This window comes from Persicimonas caeni (assembly GCF_006517175.1).
GTDB lineage: Bacteria > Myxococcota_A > Bradymonadia > Bradymonadales > Bradymonadaceae > Persicimonas > Persicimonas caeni.
On record NZ_CP041186.1, the window covers coordinates 2,982,152 to 3,001,611 of the forward strand.

Annotated in this window: 15 protein-coding genes; 6 read left to right on the forward strand and 9 right to left on the reverse strand. The window is 64.5% G+C overall.

Annotated elements, in window-relative coordinates; translation table 11 throughout:
* The first annotated feature begins 2 nt into the window (after positions 1-2).
* Positions 3-383, forward strand: coding sequence for a hypothetical protein (locus tag FIV42_RS10985; protein WP_141197730.1), 381 nt, complete (start codon positions 3-5; stop codon positions 381-383).
* Between the two features lie 21 nt (positions 384-404).
* Here the strand turns inward: FIV42_RS10985 and FIV42_RS10990 are convergent, their stop codons facing one another.
* The 4 genes from FIV42_RS10990 to FIV42_RS11005 all read right to left on the reverse strand — a co-directional run bounded on the left by FIV42_RS10990 (position 405) and on the right by FIV42_RS11005 (position 7,440).
* Complete coding sequence (locus FIV42_RS10990) at positions 405-2,360, reverse strand: WD40 repeat domain-containing serine/threonine protein kinase (RefSeq protein WP_141197731.1); 1,956 nt, start codon at positions 2,358-2,360, stop codon at positions 405-407.
* A gap of 41 nt (positions 2,361-2,401) precedes the next feature.
* Entirely contained in the window at positions 2,402-4,990 is a 2,589-nt protein-coding gene (locus FIV42_RS10995) for a serine/threonine-protein kinase (RefSeq protein ID WP_141197732.1), read from the reverse strand.
* Positions 4,991-5,221: 231 nt separating this feature from the next.
* Entirely contained in the window at positions 5,222-5,839 is a 618-nt protein-coding gene (locus FIV42_RS11000; protein WP_141197733.1) for a hypothetical protein, read from the reverse strand.
* The gene (locus FIV42_RS11005) at positions 5,836-7,440 is read right to left on the reverse strand and encodes a succinic semialdehyde dehydrogenase (protein ID WP_168210561.1); all 1,605 of its coding nucleotides are present in this window, start codon (positions 7,438-7,440) and stop codon (positions 5,836-5,838) included. The genes FIV42_RS11000 and FIV42_RS11005 overlap by 4 nt, the downstream gene beginning before the upstream one ends.
* 194 nt (positions 7,441-7,634) lie before the next feature.
* Here FIV42_RS11005 and FIV42_RS11010 point away from each other — a divergent pair, with 194 nt between their 5' ends.
* The 3 genes from FIV42_RS11010 (at position 7,635) to rsmG (ending at position 11,669) form a co-directional block, all read left to right on the forward strand.
* Positions 7,635-8,030: a high-potential iron-sulfur protein gene (locus FIV42_RS11010; RefSeq protein ID WP_141197735.1), complete on the forward strand. Its 396-nt coding sequence runs from the start codon at positions 7,635-7,637 to the stop codon at positions 8,028-8,030.
* 192 nt (positions 8,031-8,222) lie between these two features.
* On the forward strand, positions 8,223-10,775 hold the full coding sequence (locus tag FIV42_RS11015) for an AAA family ATPase (protein WP_168210562.1): 2,553 nt from the start codon (positions 8,223-8,225) through the stop codon (positions 10,773-10,775).
* 249 nt (positions 10,776-11,024) lie between these two features.
* Positions 11,025-11,669 carry a 16S rRNA (guanine(527)-N(7))-methyltransferase RsmG gene (rsmG, locus tag FIV42_RS11020; RefSeq protein WP_141197737.1) on the forward strand — a complete coding sequence of 215 codons (645 nt, stop codon included), beginning with the start codon at positions 11,025-11,027 and terminating at the stop codon, positions 11,667-11,669.
* 147 nt (positions 11,670-11,816) lie between these two features.
* On the opposite strand, the gene FIV42_RS11025 is transcribed toward rsmG, so the two are convergent.
* Positions 11,817-13,073: a hypothetical protein gene (locus FIV42_RS11025; protein ID WP_141197738.1), complete on the reverse strand. Its 1,257-nt coding sequence runs from the start codon at positions 13,071-13,073 to the stop codon at positions 11,817-11,819.
* Positions 13,074-13,152: 79 nt separating this feature from the next.
* Positions 13,153-13,584 (reverse strand): hypothetical protein, encoded by a 432-nt coding sequence (locus FIV42_RS11030; protein WP_141197739.1) that lies wholly within the window; start codon positions 13,582-13,584, stop codon positions 13,153-13,155.
* Between the two features lie 362 nt (positions 13,585-13,946).
* Between FIV42_RS11030 and FIV42_RS11035 the strand changes: the two genes are divergently transcribed.
* Entirely contained in the window at positions 13,947-15,707 is a 1,761-nt protein-coding gene (locus tag FIV42_RS11035; RefSeq protein ID WP_168210563.1) for a lipopolysaccharide biosynthesis protein, read from the forward strand.
* A gap of 221 nt (positions 15,708-15,928) precedes the next feature.
* Positions 15,929-16,426 (forward strand): hypothetical protein, encoded by a 498-nt coding sequence (locus FIV42_RS11040; protein WP_141197741.1) that lies wholly within the window; start codon positions 15,929-15,931, stop codon positions 16,424-16,426.
* Positions 16,427-16,430: 4 nt separating this feature from the next.
* On the opposite strand, the gene FIV42_RS11045 is transcribed toward FIV42_RS11040, so the two are convergent.
* From FIV42_RS11045 to FIV42_RS11055, 3 genes are all read right to left on the reverse strand, one after another.
* A complete protein-coding gene (locus tag FIV42_RS11045; RefSeq protein ID WP_168210564.1) occupies positions 16,431-17,195 on the reverse strand; it encodes an ABC transporter ATP-binding protein in 765 nt (254 codons plus the stop codon).
* Between the two features lie 207 nt (positions 17,196-17,402).
* Positions 17,403-18,443 carry a FecCD family ABC transporter permease gene (locus tag FIV42_RS11050; protein ID WP_222615432.1) on the reverse strand — a complete coding sequence of 347 codons (1,041 nt, stop codon included), beginning with the start codon at positions 18,441-18,443 and terminating at the stop codon, positions 17,403-17,405.
* Positions 18,444-18,458: 15 nt separating this feature from the next.
* Positions 18,459-19,355, reverse strand: coding sequence for an ABC transporter substrate-binding protein (locus tag FIV42_RS11055; RefSeq protein WP_168210565.1), 897 nt, complete (start codon positions 19,353-19,355; stop codon positions 18,459-18,461).
* Positions 19,356-19,460: the final 105 nt, after the last annotated feature.

Here is a 19,460-nt window from a genome sequence, read left to right on the forward strand (position 1 = left end):
CTGTGCAACCGACGCCGCGCCACATCGAACCGTCTCAGCAGTACAACCAGCACGTGTTGCGCGCCGCACCTTCGGTCGCCCAGGTCAAGGTGATGCCCAAGGATGACCTGGTGCGTCGCTCGCTCGAGCAGCGCAACCAAGCGGCTCGCCAGGCGCTCCAAGAGTTGGACAAAGCCTACGAGCATTCCGACGCCCAGCAGCGCGGCACCTATATGGCGCACTCGGTGGCCGCCCACTCGATGGGCCAACAAACAGCGACCCGCGTCAATATCAAGGCCCTCGGAGGCTGTCGCGGCGAGCACCGCCAGGCATGCCAACAGCTGCAGAAAGTGCTCGAGCAGCACGGCCCCATGTTGCAGAATATCCCCCAATTTCGTCGTTGAATAGTCGTCGCCCGCTGCGGCTCAGCTGACCACCGAGCTCTTCTCGGCGAGGTGTTGGACGACGTGCTCGTGGCGAATCAGCCACAGCTGCAGCCGATCGGCCGAGATGCCCAGGCCGTTGAGGTTCCCGTCGTTGCCGAAAGAGAGCGCCTTGAGGTTGGCGAACGACGCCTCGATGCGCAAAAAGGCGCTCGGGTCCGTCAGGCTGACCACGCGCAGCTCTCCCGATTCTTCGACGACCGCCGCGATATCCCCGTGCAAACCACAGGTCGACGCAATGGGCGCGCTCGACAGCGGCTCGAGCACGCGCAACTCCTTGCGTGAGGCGATGTCGAGCGTCTTCATCTGCCCTTCCCAACAAGCCACGAAGAGCTGGCCGGTCTTGGGCACGAAGCGCACCGCGCTGATCGGGCTGGAGGCCTGGTGGACCTCGATGGTGCGCTCGGTGCGTGAATCGTAGAGCAGCGCGCGACCGCGCTCGGTGCCGATGGCCAGGCGCGTGCCCTGCTCGTCGATATCGAGCGAAAAGATGCGATCGCCGACATCGACCACCCGGCGAGGCAAACCCACGGTCAGGTCGAGGTTCCAGCGCAGCACCTTGCAGGCAAAACCGCCGGCGTAGACCTCACCACGACTCGGCGAGATGGCCACCGCCGTGTTCATGCCCTCGGCGCCCCCAAATGACATCGTCTGCAGGTCGGTCTTGAGCCCGACCAGGTGAACCTGCTCTTCACGATCGGCGATCACCGCATAGTCACCACCCGGTCCCAGTGCGCTGGCCGTAATGCTCTTTGCTGCCGTCTTGATGCGCTCGGGAAGCTCGAGGCTGGCCACCAGGTGCACGACGCGCTGGCGCGCCATCGGAGGCGCGCCGATTTCGCCGGCGTCCAATCCGTCGAGGGTCGAACTACTCGGCGCCTCCGTCTCGGTCGGCTCGGCGCCGACCGGCACGGCCTGCCGCTCTGCCTCCGAGATGCTCGACCGGGTGTTGAGGCCCAGCGCGTCGAGCGCGCGCACCACTTCGCCACAATCTTGCGGGCGGTCCTGGGCGTTTTTGGCCAACATCCTGCGGACCAGCGTGTCGAGGCTCTCGGGGGCCTGCTCTCGGGAGATGAGGTCGAAGATCGAGGGAACCTCTGCCTCGATATGCGCCTCCATGACGGCCAAGGAGCGCTCGCTTTGATAGGGAGGGCGCCCGGTCAAGCAGTGAAACAGCACACAGCCGAGGCTGTAGACGTCGCTCCGCGCGTCGATCTCACCGTTGGAAGTGCATTGTTCCGGGGAGGCGTACAGCGGTGTGCCGCGAAACCCGCTGGTCTGGCGCACGCTGTCGACCATGTAGGCGATGCCGAAGTCGAGGATGCGCGCGAAGACCCCGCTGGCCGGCATCTGCTCGACCATGATGTTCTCGGGCTTCATGTCGCGGTGGATAATCCCGCGCTGGTGCGCCTCGTGCAGCCCGTTGGCGGCCTGGCGCACGATCTCGATGGCCTCTTCGAACTCGAGCCGTCCGGTGCGATCGAGACGCTCTTGGAGGGTGACCCCCTCGACGAAATCCATGACGATCACAAAGACGTGATCGCGCACCTTGAACGACTCGTAGACGTTGATGACGTGGGGGTTGCGAAGCCGGCTCATCGCCTCTACTTCGAGCTCGAGGCGGCGAACCATCTCGTCTTCGAGCTCTTTTCGGCCGTAGCGTTGGGTGTCGACGACCTTCAGGGCGAAGGGGCGCTGGATGCGCGTGCCCGTGCCGCGGTAGACGTCGCCTGTAGTACCGGCGCCCACAAAGCGGTCGACGACATAGCGGCCGTCGAGCTCACGGCCCAGATAAGCGTAGGAAGCGGTTTGGAGGTCTTCCCAGCCCGCCGAGGGGCGCGGGCTGAGGCATTCGGGACATCCGTCGGGATCGTCGGCGAGGCAGCTTGTGCAAACGGGGCAATAAACCTCAAAATCGGACAGCGCGATGCTCGACATTTATGTCGCCTCCGCCCTGGCTCGAATACGACGCGAGAGCCTCATCGGTTGATTACCTTCTTGTTCTCGCCGGGTTTGACCTCGACGTAGACCGTCTTGTTCAAGCCAAACTCTTCGTTGACGAGTCGAATCTTGTGGTTGCCGGCCTTGATCTTGAAGTTGATCAGCGGTGTGTAGCGCCCGGTGTCTTTGCCGTCGATGTGCACGCGCGCCACCGGCTTCGAGCCGATGGTCAGCGTGCCGGTGCCCACCGGCTTTTTCTGCTCGGGCTTTTTGGTCGTGGTGGTCGAGCCGCTCGAGCCCGAATTGCTCCCTCCCGAGTTCGAACTCGATCCGGAGTTGTTCGTGTGGCTGGAGCCGCTCGAGCCCGAATTGCTCCCTCCCGAGTTCGACCCGCTGTTTCGGTTGGCCTGGGCGACCGCGCCTGACGACGAGCTGCTCGAGCCGCGGTCTTCTTCGCGCTCGAGCTCGGCGTCGAGGGTGTTCTCCTTGTCGGTGCCGGCCTCGAATTCCTTTTCCCACTCCTCGTAGCCGCTCTTGTCGACGACCACGCGGTACTTCTTGCCGCCGGCGAGCTCTTCGATCGTCTCGGGGGTGCGCCCGCGAGCCACGCGCTCGTCCTTTTCGACGTCGTAGACCGAGAAGCGCGCCCGTCGGGGCTCGCTTCGCACCGTCAGCGACACCTGCTTGGGGCGCAACTTGATCGACAGTTCTTCGACGCCCGACTCGACCTCGACGGTCTTCTCTTCGGGGAAATACTCCTCGTGGGAGACCTTGATGGTGTACTCGCCCGCCTCGAGGTCTTCGAGGGTCAACGGCGTCGCCTCTTTGCGAGCCTCGCCGTTAAGCTCGACCTTGGCTCCGGGGGGCTCGGTCTTCACGAAGATGCCGCCCTTCTCGGCCTTGGCCGGCTTGAGCGCCTGGTTGAGGCTGTAGGTATCGCCCGACTTCAGCTCTTGGGTCTTGGTGTAGGGCTGGAAGCCTTCGCTCTCGATGCGAATCTCGGCGTTTCCGGCGGTCGCCTCGTAGGTAAACGGCGTCTCGCCACTGTGAATCTTCTCACCGTTGATGAAGATCTGGACGGCCTTGGGCTCGGTGTCGAACACGATCGACGGCTTGGCCTTGTCGCCCATGACGAAGAAGTAGACGCCCAGGCCCACCGCGATGACCGCGACGGCCACCCCGGCGATGACCATGCCTCGGCTGCCCTTTTTGTTCGACGCCGGCGACATGCTCTGGACGGTGACCTGCGGGTCGCGCCGCTCCTGGGGCACCGGCGCCATCTGCGCGGTCGGCTGGCGGGTGCGGCCGGTCTCGGGCAGGTCGTTGAAGCTGTCGGGGCCGCCTCCGTCGAAGCCCATCGGGCCGCCGCCGGTGTCGATCTCGCGCTCCTCGAACTGCTGTTGGACGTCCCAACGGTTGTACTCGATGGTGGCGTCGCCGTCGTCGACGTCATCTTCGATCTCGATGATGTCGTCGTCGGCCGCGTACACGATCTGCGACTCGGTGATCGCCTCGACCTCTTCGGAGGTGCGGTCGAAGATCTGGGTCTCCATCTCCTCTTCGCCCCACTCCAGCCCGCCGCCTCCGCCGCCGGGCGGCTCCAGGCGCGCCTCGCCGTCGTCGCTCGGGGCGGTCAGGTTCAGGCCCCGGTAGTACTCGAGCTTTTTGTTCTCGAACTCGATGTCGGCGTTGAACGCCTGCTTCATCGAGTTGGCCAGGTCTTTGTTCGTAAAATAGTAGCCCTGGTTGCGCATGAAGCGCTCGAGCGCCTCGGCCAGATCGTGGGCCGACTGGTAGCGGTCGTCGGGCGACTTCGCCAGCGCCTTGAGGACGATGTCCTCGAGCTCCTTGGGGATATGCGGGTTGTAGAGGCTGGGCGGGCTCATCTCGACTTTGCGGATCTTTTCGAGCGTGTCGAAGTCGCTCTCGCCCAAAAAGAGCCGCTCGAGGGTGAGCATCTCGTAGAGCACGATCCCCAAGCTGAAGATGTCGCTGCGGTGGTCGACATGCAGCCCGCGCACCTGCTCGGGGCTCATGTAGCTGAACTTGCCCTTGAGGATGCCCACCTGTGTCTGGCTCTGCTTGCCGGTGGCCTTGGCGATGCCAAAATCGATGACCTTGACCTCACCTTCGTAGGAGATGAGGACGTTTTGCGGAGAGATGTCGCGGTGGACGATGTTGAGCGGGTTGCCCTGCGAGTCGTTCTTTTCGTGCGCGTGGGCCAGCCCCTCACACACCTTCATGACGATGTAGCAGACCCGCGGGATGTCGACCTTCTCGCCGATGCGCCGCGCGCGCTCGAAGATGGTCTTTACATCTTTGCCGCTGATGTACTCCATGGCGATGAAGTACGAATCGTCGACCTTTCCCAGGTCGAAGATCTGGGCGATATTCGGGTGGTTGAGCTGCCCGGCGATCTTCGCTTCATCAATGAACATATTGATGAACGACTCGTCCTCGGCGATGCTCGACAGGATCTTTTTGACCGCCAGAAGGCGCTCGAACCCCTCCACACCGAAGGCTTTCGCCTTATATACCTCCGCCATTCCCCCAACGTTGATACGTTCGAGGAGGTAGTACTTTCCAAACGGAATGGGTTTGGGAAGAATGCCCGGTTCGTTGCTCATGAGGCCTCAAATGGCTGACACGGACCAGCTTTTGACGTGTCGACGACCGTCGAATCCTAGAGAAGCCCCCGCCCGAATGTCAACCAGCGCCGGGGGGGTCGTCATCAGCTCCCGGGCGGTCGCACGCATCGAAGCACGAAAAGGGCACGTTCAGCGCGTAGAATACAACAGGACGCGGTGTGCGTGAAGTGTGCGAAACAATTAGGCTCTGTTCGCCCACATTGAGCCACTCTAGTTAATTTGTCTATGGCTTCTGAGTAACTCTGCGCGTCGCTTGCGCACCCAGCGATGAAACATCCACATGACGAACGCGTGCAGGCGCGTCTGGGTGAATCGATAGGTGAGCGCGCGAGCCCGGGCGAGCAGCCCGCGCGTCCTTCGGCCGCTGATCGCCGGGCGAAAGCCGACCAGGCGCGTCTCGAAGATCTCGCGATCGCCGTCGCGCCACCATCGAAAGCTCAGCTTGGCGTCCCACTTGTTCTCGGAGTGAATCACCGCCAGCAGCCCGCCGGTGACCGGATAGAACAGCTCGCCTTCTTCGCCGCGCGCCAGCGCCCCCATCTTGATGATCTTGGGGCCGACCGGCCACACATAAAACGCCGGCTGGACCTGGTCTTCGCCGCTGGCGGACACGCCGATCACCCCGAAGAGCAGCCGGCTGACGTAGTCGGGGTAGGCCAGCGCGGCGCGGTGACAGCCCACGGCGAGTCGATCTTCGCCGTCGGCCGTCGCCGCGATGCCGCGCCAGGTGGTCGTCTCGCGACTGAACGAGTACCCGTCGTCGTCCAGGTCGGTCTCCGAGTCGTAGGAGACGTCGACCCGGGTCAGTTGTGCGTCGGTTTCACTCAACTGAACAGGTCAGTGATCTTTTTGGAAATCCCGCGCCGGTACAGCACGCCGAAGACCTTGTCGACCGCCTTGCCCACCCCGGCGTTGTACGGGAACCAGAACGGCTCTTTCTTGAGGTTGAAGATATCCTCGAGCACCGTCTTCGACTGGGTGAACTTGTGCAGCTCGTTTTTGCTCTTGCGCCGGCCGATGCCCGAGTGCTTGACCCCGCCGTAGGGCGCCTCGAGCGCCAGGTAGCTGGCGATGACGTCGTTGATGCACACCTGCCCCGACTCGATCTGGCGAGCCAGGTCGCGTCCGCGGCGCACGTCGCCGGTCCACACCGACGAGTTGAGGCCGAACTCCGAGTCGTTGGCCAACTGCACCGCCTCGAAGCCCGAGCGCACCTTCATGATCGGCATGACCGGGCCGAAGGTCTCTTCCTTCATGATCTTCATCGAGTGATCGACGTCGACGAGCACGGTGGGCTCGAAGAAGTCGCCCTCGTCGGTGTCGCGGCGCTTGCCGCCGGTCAGGATGCGCGCGCCCTTGTCGACGGCGTCCTTGATATGCTTCTCGATGATATGCTTTTGGTCCGGGTCGATCATCGCGCCGATGTCGATGGTGTAGTCCCACGGCACACCCTGGCGCAGGTCACGGGTGAGCTCGACGACGCGCTCGACGAACTGGTCGTAGACCGCCTCGTGCACGTAGACGCGCTCGACGGACATGCACACCTGGCCGGAGTTGAAGAACGAGCCCCACACGATGCCGTTGGCCGCCCGCTCGATGTCGGCGTCATCGAGCACGATCGCCGGGTCCTTGCCGCCCAGCTCGAGCGTGCATGGCACCAGGTTCTCGGCGGCCGCCTTGGCGACCTTGCGCCCGGTGGCCACGCTGCCCGTAAACGTGATCGCGTCGGCCTCGTCACACAGCGCGGCGCCCACGTCGCCAAAGCCGGGCATCACCTGCAGCAGGCCCTCGGGAAGCCCCGACTCGTTCATCACCTCGATGGCCCGAATCACCGCCAAGGACGTGTGCTCCGACGGCTTGATCATGACCGCGTTGCCCGCGATCAGCGCCGGAATCGCCGGAGTCAGCGACAGGTCGATGGGGAAATTCCAGGGGCTGATATTCACGACCAGCCCGATGGGCGGATACTGCACCTTGACCCGCTTGTTTTTGAGCAAGTGCAGGTTGAGGGGCTGGTCGGCCAGAAATTCAGCCGCGTTCGACGTGTAGTAGCGGAAGGTCTCGAAGACCGTCAGCAGCTCGGCCTGCGCGTCGATGATCGCCTTGCCCGTCTCGGCGACCAGCAGGTCCAGAATCTCCTCGCGGTGGTCGAGCAGATGATCGCGCGCCTCGAGCATGTGCCGGCAGCGCTCCTCGACCGACAACCTGCGCCAGCTCTGGAACGCCTGCTTGGCCGCGGTGACCTTGGCGGGAATCTCCTCGACGGCGGTCGCCGGGATCTCGGCGATGATCTTGGAGGTCGCCGGGTTGTAGCACTCGATGGTGCGGGCCGCCTTTTTGGTGTTCTTTTTTTTCTTTGCCGACGTCTTATTGGTAGGTGACTTCTTGGCGGATGACTTCTGATCGGTCGTCTTGCTGGCGCTGGTCATCGATATCTCCCTGGCTGGAACGCACATGTATTTGGGGCGTGTGGCAGACACTCGCACATATAGCAGTTGGACCCCGCAGTGTCAGGTGGCCACATTACAATTTGCCATCCGATCCTAAGTTCGTAAGATGTGGTCGCAAGCCCGGGCCAGGCTGAAGCACAATCAGCGCTTCTCTCAGTAAAAGGGAACAACCAATGAGTGAACAAAAGTTGAACAGACGCGAATTCTTCGAACGAGCCGCGATGCTCGGAGCCGTTGCTGCAGGCGCAGGTAGCTTCTTGGCGGCATGCCAGAAGCAAGGCGGCAACGGCGCCGAAGCCGAAGGCGGCGCCGGCGCGCAAAAAGCCGAAGGCGGCGGCGCCAAAGGCGGCGAGCTGAGCTGCACCGACACTGCTGGCCTGAGCGAGCAGCAGATCAAGGTGCGCGAGTCGCTCAACTACGTCGACAAATCGCCCAAACCCGAGCAGCTGTGCGAGAACTGCCAGCTGTACAAGCCCGCCCCCAGCGCAGGGGAATGTGGCGGCTGCCAGACCGTCCCCGGCCCGATCCACCCGAAAGGTTGGTGCACGGCATGGGTGAAAAAGTCGTAATTGCGCACGCCTTCTAGATTCGAGCCCCCGTACAGTCTCTGAGTGTACGGGGGTTTTTTGGTTCTTGCTGACGGAAGCGCTCAGCAGGAACATCCCACGCTCCCAGTTGTTGTAACCCTAGACAGACCAAGTTACACTCGACTGCCCGGGATGCTTGGGTTCCGGTGCAGACGCGACGCTTCAGGGAGTACGATGGAAGACAAGGAGCAACTGGCTCGTCAACTGCTCGACAAGATCGAGGAGACCGAAGACGAAGAGCGCTACCGCAGCTTCAGGGACCAGCTGTACGGGTTGGGCCCCGACGTGCTGCCGCTGCTTCGCAAGGAATTGGCCAGCTACCACTATCGGCGGCGCATGGCCGCAGCGACCAACTTGGGACGATTGGGGGACGCGCAGGCCGTCAGCGAGCTTGTGCGCCTGCTGAACGACCCGCAGGCCGGCGTGCGCGAGATGGCGTTGTTCGCGCTGGGGATTTTGGGGGACACCAGCGTCACCGACGCCATCCTCAACTCCCTGAACGACTACGACGCCGACGTGCGCTACCGCGCGCTGGTCGCCCTGAGCGACCTGGGCTACGGCCAGCTCGAGGACGTGCTCATCCGCTGCATGAACGACGAGGCGTACGGGGTGCGCGAGCAGGCGCTCGGCCAGCTTCGCACCATCGGCTCGGTCAAGGCGGTGCCCGCGGTGCTGCGCGCGCTCTTGGAGCGTGAATCCGAGATGCAGCAGATGGCCGAGGAGGCCCTCGACCGCCTCGTCCCCAAGATGACCCGCGAGCACTACAAGCGGCTTCGCGAAGAGCTCAAACCCCGCGAGCGCCGCCTCGTGCTCAACTACTTGGAGGCGCGCAACCTGCAGGAGGTCTACGGCACGCTGTGGAAAAAGCTGCAGCTCGTCTCCAAGAATAGCGGCTCGAAGCGCGGGCTCGACAAATACGGGCGCATCCTCAACTCCCCCGACGAGCGCGAATTCTTGTCGCGCGCCTACGGCCGCGACGAAGAGGTCGACCTGCTCGTCGACCACTTCGGCAACCCCGACGTGCAGCGCAGCGTCTTGCTGGTCGGCGAGGCCGGCGTGGGCAAGACCGCGGTCATCCAGGAGTTCGCCCAGCGGCTCATCGACACCGACGAAGACTGGAAGGTGCTCGAGACCAACACCAGCGAGCTCATCAGCGGCACACGCTACCTGGGCGACTGGGAGACCAAGCTCAAGGAGATGACCGACGCGATCCTCAAGGACAAGTCGCGCGTGATCATCTACATCACCAACCCCAACGACCTTTTGGGCGCAGGCGCGCACTCCAAGAGCGACGAGAACTTCGCCGACTTCTTCAAGCCCTACCTGCACCGCGGCCAGGTCCACATGATCGCCGAGTGCACCGAAGAGGCGCTCAAGGGCGGCCTGAGCCGCGACCCCGGCTTCTTGCGCCTCTTCCGCCAGGTCAAAGTCCAGCCGATGGACGACAAGCAGACCCTCGACGTGCTCGAAAAGCGCGTGGGAGATCTGAAAGCCCACGGCGGCCGCAAAGTCACCGCCGAAGAGGGCACGCTCGAGCAAGTCGTCGACTTCGCCAAGAGCTTTTATACCCGGGCGCACGCCCCGGGCCGCGCCTGCGACCTGCTCGACGCGCTCGTCGACTACGCCGGCCGCAAGAGCGACGACGACGAAAAGGTCGTCGAGCTTCGCGTCGAGCAATTGCCGCCGTGCTTGTCCGAAGTCACCGGCATGAGCCTCGACCTGCTCGACGACACCATCCCGCTCGACCTCGACGAAACCGAGGAGTGGTTCAAGACGCGCCTGATCGACCAGGACCACGCCGTCGACAGCTTCGTCGACCGCCTGGCGATGGTCAAAGCAGGCCTGGGCGACCCGGAGCGCCCGCTGGGCGTCCACTTCCTGGTCGGCCCCACGGGCGTGGGCAAGACCTACTTCACCAAGCTCGTGAGCGAGCGCCTCTTCGGCAGCGACGACCGCATGATTCGCTTCGACTTGAGCGAATACCAGGGCCGCTTCGCCGTCGAGAAGCTCATCGGCTCGCCGCACGACAAAGACCGCGAGGGCCTGCTGACCGAGGCGGTCAAAAACCAGCCGTACAGCGTGTTGCTCTTCGACGAATTCGAGAAGGCCGACCCCGAGATCTACCACCTGTTCCTGCAGATCTTGGACGAGGGCCGCCTGACCGACGCGCGCGGTCGCACCACCGACTTTCGCCAGACGCTCATCTTCCTGACGAGCAACCTGGGCGCCTCCAAGACGAGCATCGTGCCCGTCGGCTTCGACGGCAACAACGGCCAGACGAGCTACACGGGCCATATCCGCCACAAGCTCGACGAATTCTTCGCCCCCGAGTTCTTGAACCGGTTGGACGAAATCGTCGTCTTCGACCCGCTCACCCCGCGCGCCATGGAGCGCCTGGTCGAGCTCGAGATCGCCAAGGCCCTCGAGCGCCGCGGGTTCGCGCGCCGAAAACTTCGCGTGCGCACCACCCGCGCGGCGATGCTGTGGCTCGAAGAGCAGGGCTTCTCGGAGCGTTTCGGCGCCCGCGAGCTCAAGCGCACTATCGAGCGCAGCGTGCTCGCTCCCATCAGCCGACTCATCGTCACCGAACCCGGCGGCCACCACGGCAAGACGCTCCTGGTCGACGAGGAGGACGGTGATTTGACCGTTTCGTTCGTGCGCCGCGAGGAGACGACTGGTACACCGGCTCTGCCAAGAGAACCCCGGACGCCGTCGCGGGTCGAGTAGTTCTAGTATGCAGTCCCTTGCTTTTTGGCGGGGCCCCTCCGACGGCTCCGCCGACACCTCCCCTTGCGCTGAAAACCGCGCCGGGGAGGGGGATTGCAGGTAAGAAAAGCGTTCCAAAGGTGCAATCCCCCTCCCCCGGCTGCTTTCCAGGCCGAGGGGAGGTGGCCGAGCGCCGTTCGCTCGACCGGAGGGGCCCTTACAAGAAGCAAGGGATCTCAGCATATCCACCTCAATCACCCATCTCTCACCATGCCCCTCCAAAAACTCCAAAACTTCTGCACCGCCAACAACCTCCCGTGGACCGACGAAATCGTCAACGATTTCGCCACCTATCTCGAGCTTCTGACCCACTTCAACAAGGTGATGAACCTCATCGGACCCATGTCCGAAGGGGAGGTCGTCGACCAGTTGCTCATCGACAGCGTCGCCGCGGCCGCGGTGTGCGCGCCGCAGGGGCCGATCCTCGACGTCGGCAGCGGCGCGGGCCTGCCCGGCGTGCCGCTCAAGCTGCTCTACCCCGACCTGCCGATCACGCTCGTCGAGCCGCGCCAAAAGCGCACGACTTTCCTGAAGATCGTGCTCAATCGGCTCGACTTGGCCGACACGACCATCGAGCGAAAACGCATCGAGGAGGTCGAGCGCGCCGAATTCTCGTACGTGATCTCGAAGGCGTTTCAGCCGCCGGTGCAGTGGTTGGAGACGGCGAGCGAGTGGACGGCTGACGAAGGGGTCGTGATGTGTCTGACGCGGCCCGACGAGCGCGCGGCGCTCGAGGCGAAGGCCGGCGAGCTCGGGCTCGAGCTCGCCGGGGCGTGCGACGACACGACCGTGCTCGGCGCGCCCAGCGTAGGCGACGTGCGGGCTATCTACGCGTTTGGGCAGCCGGGAGAGTAGGCCTTGCAGGGCGTGACGCCCTCTAAATATGCATCTAAGGACATAGGGGCTGCGTATCGTGCAGGGGTTCAGGTTCGCTTGATGGCGCACCTGTACCGCGTCGCGAATCGCAGCGCCTATGTCCTTAATTGCTTATGTAGCAGGCCTTCAAAAACCGAGGCGCCTCGTCCTCCAGAGCCCCCACACTCCGCCGATTAGCCACCACACGCCGACCGGCCCACCACTTCCGCCTGTCGAACACCCTCCATCACCACCAGGGCTGTCGCTAGCTCCAGCGTCGGCCTCGCCTCCTGCGTCGCCGCCGCCCGAGTCGACCTCGACACCGAGCGCGTCGGCCAGCTCGAGCCACACCGCCGGGCAGGTCTGAGCGACGTCGCTGTCGGCCGGGCAGTCGTTTCTGGGCCCGGCGAGGCGCGTGAACTCGACGGCCGCGGCCAGCGAGTCGTCGGCGCCGACGCGTGACAGGTCGTGGCCTTCGCGGTCGCGGCGCGCGCACAGATGGTGCGCCCCGTCGACGTAGGCGACGCACATCGCGCTGTGGTCGACGAGCGTCTCGGACCAGAGCGGGTCGACGCCCTGCTCGCCCACGAGCACGCCACGGGCGTCCTCGAAGACCCCGCTGACCCACACCTTCAGGCCGCGGTCGGTGAGCACCGCCCCGCTGGGCCACGAGTCGACCGCCCGCGCGTGGGCGGTCGGGTTGGTGATCGGTCCCCAGTAGACGCGCATCTGGTCGCCGTCGCGCCCCAGCCAGACGACCCACCCCTGTTCGTGGACGTCGAAGACGTACGGATATGTCAGGCCGTCGAGCTCGACGAGCTCGCGGTGGGTGCCCTCGTCGAGGTCGACGAGCAGCAGGTGCGCGGCGCCGCGCACGGCGTCGTCGGTCGAGTAGGCCGACACCACGAGGCTCGACTCGCTCAGAAACGCCGCCCGCGTCAGGTGCAACGGCGCGTCGATGCTCACCTTCTCGACGGTCTGCCCCGCGTCGTCGGTCCACCAGACGCCCTGCTCGGCGGCGTCGTCGACGTTGATCAGATACGCCGCCCGCGTGCGCTCGGGGCTGACGGCGACTCCGGCAGGTTTTCGGGGGATCTGCTGGCGAATCTCGAAGTCGCAGCCGTCCGGCGAGTAGAGGACGGCGTCGTGGGTAAACACGAGCCACTCGTGCAGCCCGAGCACGCCCACCTGGAAGTCGTCGCCCCCGGCGAACGCCTCCTCGCACACGTAGCGCTCGGGCGCCTCGCTCGTGATCAGCCCGAAATTCGTGCGCATCACCCACTGCGAGTCGCCCACGGCGCTCAGGTCGGTGGGCAGCGGCTCGGAGCCGTGCGCCGAGGCGCTCGTCGAGACCATCATCGAGGCGAGGAGCGAGGCGATGCAAAGCGTCAACAGTCGGGTCATGGGTCCGCCGGGGCGTCGAGTCGGATTCCCTACACCCTACACAACGACCGACGCACTAGGCAAAAGGCCGGAGAGGCCGTTAGATGAGGCCCGGAGCGAACTCGTCGGCCTCGATGAAGTCGCTGTCGTCGGTGTCGTACGTGTCGAAGAGCCCGTCTTCGAACTCGTCGTCGTCGATGAAGTCGTCGCCGTCGGCGTCGAACGTGTCGAAGTCGACGTTGACTAGCCCGTAGTCCTCGGCGCGCACGGTGAACTCCTCTTCGTCGAGGCGCTCGTCGTCGTCGGTGTCGAACTCCTCGAAGACCCCCTCGTCGTCGAGGCCCTCGGCGAATTCGTCGGCGTCGAGCTTGCCGTCGTCGTCCTCATCCCAGTCGGCGAACGCCGTGTCGATGGGCCCGCCGCCCAGCGGCTCGTCGTCCTCGACGACGTCGCCGTTGCCCGAGCAGCCGAAGGCGCCACAGGCGGTGAGCAGGAGCGCGAATAAAATGGCGAGATTCTTGTGGTATGTCATGGCTTTCCTCGTGTGTGAGTCCAGCGAGGAATTTAAACACGCTATTTGGGGCGAGGGCTAACTACGCCCTCGCGGAACGGCAATTTGAGTGTTCCTCCGGTGGGGCGCGTGTGGTTGTTGAGGCTCGCTATTTGGGGCGAGGGCTAACTACGCCCTCGCGGAACGGCAATTTGAGTGTTCCCCAATCCAGCTCGTGTGGTGCATGGGGCAACACTCAAATCGTAGTTTGCGCCGCTGTTCAGGCGCCTCTAATAGCACGCGCCACGCCTCTGCAAGGCCTGCATCCCAACTATTATTGGCCAACCCGACCACTCTGCGGTAAAACCGCCCCGAACAACGACCTTCCCTGTCTTTTCAAGCACATGTCCAAAAACGAAACGAAGACCGACGCCCCCGAATCGAGCGTCGATGAAGCGGCCGAAACAGCCAAAAAGACCGGCCGCGGCTTTCTGGTGATCACCGGCGCCAAGATGTGGTTCATGGTCACCGGCGCGGTGATCCAGCTCGGCCTGCCCATCTTTTTGGGCTCGCCGGAGCAATTCGGCGTCTTCAAGATCGTGACCGAGGCGATCAGCCTCATCAATATGGTCATGATCACGGGCACGCTGCAGGCGGTGAGCAAGCTGGTGAGCGAGCAGCCGCACGCGGCCAAGCGCGTGGTCAACCAGGCGCTCAAGCTGCAGCTCTTTTTGGGGCTGCCCATCGCCGCCGTGTACGCCCTCGGAAGCCCCTGGATCGCCGAGCAGTTCAACGACCCGACGCTGACGAACCTGATACGCCTCTCCAGCCTGATCATCGCGTTCTATGCGTTCTACGCGATCTTTGTGGGCTACCTGAACGGGGTCAAAGAGTTCGTGCGCCAGGCGAGCCTGGATATTACGTTCGCGACGCTCAAGATGGTGGGCATCGTCGGGCTTGTCTTGCTGGGCTTCGGCGTCGGCGGCGCGGTCGCAGGCTTTGTGGGCGCGGCGGGCATCATCTGCCTAATCTCGGGCGTGTGGGTCTTTCGGATCATGCGCACCCACGCCGACCGGTTTCCGGCCAAGGACGAGGACGAAGACGCCCCCAAAGAGGCGCTCAAGCGCCTGCTCGGCTACCTCGTGCTCATCATGGTCTACACCTTCGCCCTCAACGGGCTGATGCGCGCCGACCTGTTCGTCCTCAAGAGCGTGACCTCGGAGGTCCCCGCGCACCTGTCGGGCGCCGAAGGTCTGTTCAACCTGATCAGCTCGAAATTCGCCGGCTTCTACGGGGCGGTCCTGAACATCGCGCGCATCCCCTACCAGGGGGTCATCGCGGTGACGTTCGTCATCTTCCCGCTCATCAGCGAATCGACGTTCAAAAAAGACCGCAGCAAGACGCAGGCCTATATCAAGGACACGTTCCGCTACTGCCTGCTCCTCATCGCCGGGGTGGGCGGCCTGCTGGCGCTCAACGCCGACTCGATCATCGCCGGATTGTACTCGAGCGAGTACGGCGCGGCGGCCTCGGCGCTGGCGATCTTGAGCGTGTCGATCATCTTCTTCGCGCTCTACTACGTCGCCACCACGATCATCATCGGCGCAGGGCGCCCCAGCGTGGCCGTGGTCATCATGGCCATCAGCCTGGCGATGAGCGCGGGGCTGAACTACTGGTTCGTCAACGAGGTGCACGACGAGACGGTCGCGCAACTCGACTGGACGCCGCTCGAGTCTCAGGAGGCCGCCACGGCCCAGGGCGCGGTCCAAAACGCCATCGCTGTGGCCCAAAACCGCGTCGACCTCGCCGGCCCGTACCTGCTCGAGGGGGCCAACTACATGGAGTCGGCCGCCGTCGCCACCACGATCGCGATGTTCGTCGGTTTTCTTCTGTCTTTGCTGTGGTTGTGGAAGAATTACGGGGCCGCCGCCCCGCCCATGACCGTGGTGCGGATCCTGGCGGCTCTGGGCGCGCTGTACGGCGTCGATTATCTGGTGCAACTGCCCACTGCCTGGGTCGCCGAGTACGGTAAAATTGGCTACCTGGGCATCGTCGCGGGTAAAATGGCGGCGATGGGGCTGTTGTTCTTGGTCGTATTGTTCGTGCTGCGGGAGTTCGGGGAGAAGGATTTGAACCGGGTGAAGGCGGTTATTGGTAAGAAGTGATGAGGACTTGACGAGCGGCGACCCCTTCCGAGGGTGCGCTCATCGAGAGCGCCCGAGGGCGCCTCGATTCCGCTTCCCCCCGGAGACGAGTTCAAATTGAAACCTCGTCACCGGGGGTAAGCTCAGTCGAGCGCGCATTGCGCGCTCGACGTAGCGCACCCTCGGAAAGGGTCGCAGCTCAAAAGAGTTTCAATCAGTAAAGCACTCGAAAGGCCTATACGATGAAGTATCTCACAACTCTGCTGCTCCTCCTCACCCTCGCCCTGCCCGCCTGCGCCAACTCGCCGACCGACAAGTCGATCGACGACAAGGCCAACCTGCAGGTGACCGTGCAGACCTTCCACCGCGACATGCGATGGAAGCGCTGGGAGTCGGCCGCCATGCTCATGGCCCCCGAGAAACGCCAGGAGTTTTTGGGCCGCTACGAAGAGCTCGGCGAGGACTTCCATATCTCGAGCATCGAGCTCAAATCGCTGACCCACGAGGGCGACAAGGCGATCATCGACCTCGAGCAGGAGTCGTACAAAGAGCCGGCGATGATCGTGAAGAAAAAGCGCATCATCGAGGTGTGGGAGAAGCGCGACAGCGCCTGGGTGCTCGCTGATCGCATGCCCAAGGACGACTACAAAGAGATGAAGAAGGCCGAAGAGGCGGCGAAGAAGGCCGAGGAGGCGGCGAAGAAGGATGAGGCGCCTCCAGAATCCGACGCGCCTCAATAAGGCCTCACTCCACCACCCACACCTTCCGTCCCGCCACCGTGCCGCCCCTGAGCGGCACTTCGAAGACCTCCGACAACAGAGACTCGGTGAGCGTGCTCGCCGTGGGCCCGTCGGCGACGGCGCGGCCGGCGTCGAGGACGACGACGCGGTCGAAGTAGCGGTCGACGAGCGCCAGGTCGTGCAGCACGGCCAGCGCCGAGCCGCCCTCGGCGCAGTGCTCCGAGACGCGGTCCAACAGCGCGACCTGGTGGCGCAAGTCGAGGCTCGCCGTGGGCTCGTCGAGCAGCCAGGTATCGGCCTCGGTGACCATCGTGCGGGCCATCAGCACGCGCTGCAGCTCACCGCCGCTCAACACCGACGCGGCGCGCTCGGCCAAGTGGGCGACCTCGAGGCGCTCCATGGCCTGCAGGGCGCGCGTCTTTTGGTCTTTGGAGGGCAGCGAAAAGCGCCCGGAGCGGGCGTGAAAGCCCATCAAGACGACCTCGAGCGCGCTGAACTCGAAGACCTGCGGTCGCGCCTGCGGCACCACCGACAACTTGCGGGCGACCTGGCGGCGGTCGACGTGCTGCAGGTCTTCGCCGTCGAGCTCCACACGGCCCCCCTGCGGGTCGAGCAGCCCGGCGAGCGTGCGCATGAGCGTCGTCTTGCCCGCGCCGTTGGGGCCGACGAGGGCGACCGACTCGCCGGGCTCGATGGTGAGCGAGACGTCGCGCAGGACTTCGGTCGGGCCGAAGGCGTGGGTGAGGTTGTGGGCTGTAATCGTCGTCAACTCAGAACTCCGTATATACACGCAACATCTTCCTCTCCGCCCGAGGCGAAGCCGAGGGATGGAGAGGACCGAGGAGAGGACTCCCTTTCCATGTAGCGAAGCGGAATGGAGAGGGACCGAGGGAGAGGCGTCCCCTCCTCGGTCCTCCCCACTTTTGAACTGCAAAGCGGGGAGGAAGACGCTGCGCGATCGAGCGCATTCGCCTGACTAATTCATCGACCGCCACAAAAAGAACACGAATAGCGGCGCGCCGATCGCCGCGGTGACCACGCCGACGGGCAACGTCGACGAAAACACCCCGAACGCACTCCTCGCCACCAAGTCCGCCACGATCAAAAACCCCGCCCCGCCCAGGGCGCACGTGGGCAGCAGCACGCGGTGGTCGGGGCCGACGACCAGCCGAATGCCGTGCGGCACGACCAGACCGACGAACCCGATAAGCCCCGAGAACGCCACCGCCACGGCGACCGCCACGCTCGAGATGCCCACCGTCCAGCGGCGCACCTGCGTGACCGGCACGCCCAGCGCGGCGGCGTCGTCGTCGCCCAGGCTCAGGGCGTTCAGGTCGCGGGCGAACCAGATGAGGCCGACCACGCAGGCCAAGACGACCGCCGCGCAGGCGACGATCGTGGCGGCGTCGGTGCCTTCGACGGCCAACGAGCCCATCAAGTAGAACAGCAGCTCCTGGGCCTTTTGGGCCGAGACGACGCTCTTCAGAAACATGATGATCGCGCTCGCAAAGGCGTTGAAGACCACGCCGGTGAGCAGGAGCACGTAGTTGGAGGCGCGCGAGGCGGGCGTCCAGCGCTCGACGGCGAAGATCAGCGCCAGGGCGCCGAGCGCCCCCACAAAGGCGGCCGCGGGCACGCCCATGGTGACCGTGGCGACGGCGACCGATCCCAGCGTCATGAAGATCGTGCCGCCCAGGGCTGCGCCGCCCGAGATGCCCAGGATATAGGGGTCGGCCAGGGGGTTTCGCAGCACAGTCTGGAACACCGCTCCGCTCGTGGCCAGCGCGGCGCCCACGATGGCCGCGAAGACCACGCGCGGCAACCTCGCCTGCATGACGATTGCCTCCTGGGCGGCGTCGAGCGAGCCGGTGAGCACGCCGCGAATTACCTCGAAGCCGCCAAAACCCGAGCTTCCGTAGGCGAGCGCCACCAGCCCGCAGCCCACCGCCACGACGGCCGAGATGGCCACCGTCACGAGCAGCCGAGGGGCTGTCAGCGGTGTAGTGGGGCGTTTCACGTACGGTACGTCCTGTTATTTGCGAGCAGATGCAGAGCCGACGATCGCCTCGCGAATCGTGCGCAGGCCGTCGACCAGCCGCGGGGCGGGCCGCAGCACGACCGGGTCGTCGATCAAGTAGACGTGGCCCCTCTCGACGGCGTCGATCGAGGGGTACTGGTTCCAAAACTCGGTGTCGAGGCCCTCGCCGGCCATCGTGGCGTCGATGATGCGCTCGGGGTCGAGGCTGATGACCTTCTCGATGTCGAGCTTGGGATAGGGGGCTTTTGCGTCGGCGAGGACATTTTTGCCCCCGGCGAGTTCGACGAGTTCGTGGCCGAAGGTGCCCGGGCCGGCGGCGATGAGCGGGTTGCGCCCAAAGATCATGAGCACCCGCGGGTGCTCGCCGTCGCGGGCGCTGTCGGCGACGCGGTCCATCTTCGCCTCCATGTCGGCCGCGAGCGCCTCGGCCTTGTCGGCGGCGCCCACGAGCTCGCCGATCTTGGCGATGCCCCGGTAGGTCTGGGCGAGGTTGTCCATGCGCACGAAGCCGTAGGGGATGCCGGCGTCGTCGAGCTTCTTGGCGATCTTGGGGTCGGCCCCCGAGCTCGTGCCCACGACCAGGTCGGGCTCTTTGGCCAAAATCGCCTCGAGGTCGACGTCGACGATGCCGCCGACCTTCGGGATCTCGGCGGCCTGGGCGGGATAATCGCAGAAGCGGGTCACCCCGACGAGGCGGTCGCCTGCGTCGAGCGCGAACAAGATCTCGGTGACGTTGGGAGCCAGCGACACGATGCGCTCGGGCCGGCCGGGCAGCTCGTCGGTGACGACGACCTCGGGAGCGCCCTCCCCGGCCGACGCCGCTGTCTGGTTAGCCGACTTCTGGGTTGTCGACGGCTTGTCACACCCGGCCAGCACCGCCAACAGCACCATCAAACCCCACCAAATCAGCGTGCCATTGCTTGGTTGGCGAAAAAGCGTAGAATTCATACCGAATGAAAGGCTGATATCGAGAAACGGGGTTTGGAAAAGCCCTGC

Excerpts from the sequence above, each read along its gene's own strand:
- FIV42_RS11040 (WP_141197741.1), top strand. The coding sequence starts at position 15,929 with ATGAAGTATCTCACAACTCTGCTGCTCCTCCTCACCCTCGCCCTGCCC.
- FIV42_RS11005 (WP_168210561.1), bottom strand. The coding sequence starts at position 7,440 with ATGACCAGCGCCAGCAAGACGACCGATCAGAAGTCATCCGCCAAGAAG.
- FIV42_RS11010 (WP_141197735.1), top strand. The coding sequence starts at position 7,635 with ATGAGTGAACAAAAGTTGAACAGACGCGAATTCTTCGAACGAGCCGCG.
- FIV42_RS10995 (WP_141197732.1), bottom strand. The coding sequence starts at position 4,990 with ATGAGCAACGAACCGGGCATTCTTCCCAAACCCATTCCGTTTGGAAAG.
- FIV42_RS11015 (WP_168210562.1), top strand. The coding sequence starts at position 8,223 with ATGGAAGACAAGGAGCAACTGGCTCGTCAACTGCTCGACAAGATCGAG.
- FIV42_RS11035 (WP_168210563.1), top strand. The coding sequence starts at position 13,947 with ATGTCCAAAAACGAAACGAAGACCGACGCCCCCGAATCGAGCGTCGAT.
- FIV42_RS11025 (WP_141197738.1), bottom strand. The coding sequence starts at position 13,073 with ATGACCCGACTGTTGACGCTTTGCATCGCCTCGCTCCTCGCCTCGATG.
- FIV42_RS10990 (WP_141197731.1), bottom strand. The coding sequence starts at position 2,360 with ATGTCGAGCATCGCGCTGTCCGATTTTGAGGTTTATTGCCCCGTTTGC.
- rsmG (WP_141197737.1), top strand. The coding sequence starts at position 11,025 with ATGCCCCTCCAAAAACTCCAAAACTTCTGCACCGCCAACAACCTCCCG.
- FIV42_RS11030 (WP_141197739.1), bottom strand. The coding sequence starts at position 13,584 with ATGACATACCACAAGAATCTCGCCATTTTATTCGCGCTCCTGCTCACC.
- FIV42_RS11055 (WP_168210565.1), bottom strand. The coding sequence starts at position 19,355 with ATGGTGCTGTTGGCGGTGCTGGCCGGGTGTGACAAGCCGTCGACAACC.